This window comes from Caballeronia terrestris (assembly GCF_001544515.1).
Lineage (GTDB): Bacteria > Pseudomonadota > Gammaproteobacteria > Burkholderiales > Burkholderiaceae > Caballeronia > Caballeronia terrestris.
In genome coordinates, this window is sequence record NZ_FCOL02000203.1 from 1 (window position 1) to 3,438 (window position 3,438).

Sequence of the window (3,438 nt, forward strand, 5' to 3'; positions counted from 1 at the left end):
CCCCACCTCTGATACCGGTCCCGGCATCGCAGACACCTCGCGGGGCAACCACGATCTGCGCGCCGACGAATGCAGCGTCTAACGGAGCTCAGAAATCCGTCGGAAAATAGCCGATCGGCGTGCGATGGTCATCGGCGGATGCGAGTTGAGTTGTTCGCGTTGTTTGCGCCAGGTGCAAGTGAATGGGAAAAAGCGGTAGAACGCCTGAAGTTCGGGCTTAGGACGAGTAGAGGAGCCGATGATGAATTCTGCAACCGAGTACCAAGTAAGCACCGATTTCAGTCGAATTCTGCTATGCATCGATTCGACCACACCATCAGCACGGTTGGCCGGGTTTGCGCGGCAACTTGCGACCGAAAAGACCCAGGTTCGCATCGTTGGTGTGCTGGAAAATGCGCGTGCGGTCTTTCCGTTAGGTCCGCTCGCTGGTTTCAATCTGAGCGCGGCGCATGCGCAACTTCTCAAGGCGGTGAAGGACGGATGTGTTGCGGCGCACGAGTGCCTGACCGCATCCGGTGCGTCAGTTGATAGCGAGATTATAGATCTCGTGAAGGACGGCGGCGACGCGGCTCACGCGCTAGCACACGAGGCACAGAAGTGGCAGGCCGACTTGATGGTCCTCGGTTCGCGTCATCACCGCGGGCTGCTTCGCTGGGTCGAACGGGCGGCTTCCGCTCCGGTGCTGAAGATCGCGAGTTGCGCCATCCTGGTCGTTCCCGAGCAATGCGAAAGGGATTGGAGCGGCAGACCGCAGCGTATCCTCTTCGCAGTCGACGGCAGTCCCGCCTCGCTGGAGGCGCTGCGAAGCGGCTCGAAGCTGGCGGCGGCAGGCGCGTTGTTCAGAGCTATCTATGTCGTAGACCGTGCAGCGAGAGTCACCGACTTCGTGCCGCTTGCCGTGCTGCAAGACGCCTTCGTGGAAGAAGGAAAGGTGGCGCTTGCGAATGCACGGGAGGCCTTCGCGCCACCGCGCGACGCTGAGGGCGTCATGCTCGATGGTGCGCTTACAGAAACCGATCTAACCAGCGACGACGTGCCACACGCGATCCTGCGTGAAGCAACGCGCTGGCAGGCTGATCTTCTGGTCATGGGTACACATGGCAGACGGGGCGTAGCTCGCTGGATGCTTGGCAGTGTTTCCGGCCGGGTCGCAGAACTCACGCAGATGCCATTGCTGCTGGTGAGGAAGAACGATAGTCGGTGACTCTTGTTATGGGCGTGTCCACTGCGGCGCCCTCGAATTTGCCAGACGAGCGATGCACGTGGATCGGATCGTTCGCACAGCCGGGTATAGGTGACCACGACGCGAACGGTCGGCAACGCCTTGGAATGTGACGGGGAGATCGAGCGTCGCGCTTGAAGACACCCATTCGACGGGCATTTGAAGCCGATTAAACAGGTTGAGCCTCGGCGCGTTGACCGCGCGTCGTACCTTGGTGCCGGGACGAGCGTCCGCAAGGGATCTGTTGCCTTTCCCGGAGGCGCCGATATTGCCGCCGTCTTCCTCCGTCCGCACCGCCGAGGACCGCGCGAAGTGTGCGTGCGAAGCTTGGCCCCGCGTGCGCCCTAACGACGGGCTGGGCTCCCCTATGTCTGATCACGAATCGCGTCCTACACGCTCGTGGACGGTTTCGACCGACCGACGACGGGCTTGGGTTGGAGTTGCTTGACGTAGGTCAACCGGTCTCAGTTACGCGGGTCTAAAGTCATCTCGTGCACCCGCAGCTTAATGCGAGTCATCAGGTTGGGTCGGATCTGCGCAAGCTCGATCGGCCGTTTTGTTGCAGTTCTAAACCTCAGGAGATGTGCGATGAGCAATTTGTCCCGTTTTGATCCATTCTCGATTGAACCGGTATCCGAGATGTTCCAGGGTCTGTTCCGCCCGCTGCGCGGCGTCAGCAGCGAGGACTCGCCGCTCGCCCATATGAAAATTGACGTGACCGAAAATGACACCGCGTATCAAGTCAAGGCGGAGTTGCCGGGCGTCGAAAAGAAGGATATCGACGTAAAAATCGACGGAAATGTAGTTTCGATCAACGCAAAGGTGGAGCGAAACAAGGAACAAAAAGAAGGCGAGCGCGTCATTCGTCGCGAGCGCTACTCGGGCGCAGTCAGCCGGTCGTTTTCGCTGGCGAGCGACATCGACGAGGCGAGCGCGTCGGCCCAGTACCAGGACGGCGTGCTGTCGCTGACGTTGCCGAAGAAGACGGCGTCAGAGCAGAAGCGTTTGCAGATTAATTGAGACCCATGAGCGCGCGGAGCGCCGCGCGCTCGTCAAGTATCGGAGGGAGCACGATGAAAACGGATCGCAAGTTAAAAGAGGACGTGGAAGAGGAGTTGGACTGGACGCCCGACGTGAACTCGACAGGTATAGGCGTCGAGGTCAAGGACGGCGTGGTGACGTTGTCAGGTCATCCCTCAAGCTATGCAGAAAAGCTGGCGGCAGAGAAGGCGGTGCAGCGCGTGGCCGGCGTTAAGGCAGTCGTCGTCGAAATGGAAGTCCGCCTGCCTCATTCCGATGTGCGCAACGACGCGGACATCGCCAGCGCTGCCGATACCATGTTGCGCTGGACCGTGGGACTTCATGAAGGGGCCGTGAAGGTCCAGGTGGAGAAGGGTTGGGTAACGCTGAGCGGAGACGTAGACTGGGCTTACCAGAGCCAGGCGGCCGCGCGCAGGATCGCGCACATGCGAGGCGTCACAGGCGTCGCGAATTTGATCAAGGTCCGCGCCAACCTCGCTGCTGGCGACGTCGGCGAAAAAATCGGCCGAGCGCTCCAGCGACATGCCGAACGGGAAGCAAAGCACATTGCGATCGATGTGCAAAACGGCACCGTCACACTTGCCGGCAAGGTGGGCACGTACGCCGAACGCATGGCCGCCAGGGGCGCGGCGTGGTCCGCACCGGGCGTTCACGCGGTGATCGACAATCTCGAGGTCGAATGATGGAGTCCCCGCCATGCGTCTGTCCGGTAAAGTGACCTGCGCCGAATGGAGCGTCGCCGCCGACACACACGAGGCGGAGGGCGGGTTCGGATGCTCGATCCGAGTCGAACAGCATCGATCCGATGGAGTTCTCTTCGAGCATAATTTTGAGCACTGCAAGACCTTCGAAAGCGAGCGTGAAGCGGTGCTCGCGGGTTTGCGAGAAGGCATGGTCTGGATCAACCTGAAGCTGTCGAGTACGATCATTGTCTAGCCGATCCTCGCGGATCGGCCGCATCCCCTTTCGGATTGGTCAAGTCGGGTCACTTAGGGGTGTTTGGGGTGACCTGTTCCGCTGCTCTCAATTCGACCGACTGTAAATATGTCGGGACCTCGCACGGCCAATGCAGCGTTTCCCCGATCCGGCGACGCAACGCGTCGGCGGCGGCCGGTTCGCCGTGCGTAACGAAGGTGCGCTGCGGAACTCCAGGCATCGCGCCGAGCCATGCCAGG

Annotated in this window: 5 protein-coding genes; 4 read left to right on the plus strand and 1 reads right to left on the minus strand. The window is 60.7% G+C overall.

Annotation, left to right across the window (positions count from 1 at the left end):
• Positions 1-241: 241 nt before the first annotated feature.
• The 4 genes from AWB67_RS35220 to AWB67_RS35235 all read left to right on the plus strand — a co-directional run bounded on the left by AWB67_RS35220 (position 242) and on the right by AWB67_RS35235 (position 3,199).
• The gene (locus AWB67_RS35220; protein ID WP_235007801.1) at positions 242-1,204 is read left to right on the plus strand and encodes a universal stress protein; all 963 of its coding nucleotides are present in this window, start codon (positions 242-244) and stop codon (positions 1,202-1,204) included.
• A 606-nt stretch (positions 1,205-1,810) separates the two neighbouring features.
• Entirely contained in the window at positions 1,811-2,242 is a 432-nt protein-coding gene (locus AWB67_RS35225; RefSeq protein WP_087660527.1) for an Hsp20/alpha crystallin family protein, read from the plus strand.
• Positions 2,243-2,295: 53 nt separating this feature from the next.
• Positions 2,296-2,946: a BON domain-containing protein gene (locus tag AWB67_RS35230; RefSeq protein ID WP_087660528.1), complete on the plus strand. Its 651-nt coding sequence runs from the start codon at positions 2,296-2,298 to the stop codon at positions 2,944-2,946.
• A 13-nt stretch (positions 2,947-2,959) separates the two neighbouring features.
• A complete protein-coding gene (locus tag AWB67_RS35235) occupies positions 2,960-3,199 on the plus strand; it encodes a UDP-glucose 4-epimerase (RefSeq protein WP_087660529.1) in 240 nt (79 codons plus the stop codon).
• A 49-nt stretch (positions 3,200-3,248) separates the two neighbouring features.
• On the opposite strand, the gene AWB67_RS35240 is transcribed toward AWB67_RS35235, so the two are convergent.
• On the minus strand, positions 3,249-3,438 hold a 190-nt coding region (locus AWB67_RS35240), incomplete at its 5' end, for an MBL fold metallo-hydrolase RNA specificity domain-containing protein (RefSeq protein WP_327367076.1).

Bases quoted from the DNA above. Each gene is read 5' to 3' on its own strand.
- AWB67_RS35220 (WP_235007801.1), top strand. From the start codon at position 242: ATGAATTCTGCAACCGAGTACCAAGTAAGCACCGATTTCAGTCGAATT.
- AWB67_RS35225 (WP_087660527.1), top strand. From the start codon at position 1,811: ATGAGCAATTTGTCCCGTTTTGATCCATTCTCGATTGAACCGGTATCC.
- AWB67_RS35230 (WP_087660528.1), top strand. From the start codon at position 2,296: ATGAAAACGGATCGCAAGTTAAAAGAGGACGTGGAAGAGGAGTTGGAC.
- AWB67_RS35235 (WP_087660529.1), top strand. From the start codon at position 2,960: ATGCGTCTGTCCGGTAAAGTGACCTGCGCCGAATGGAGCGTCGCCGCC.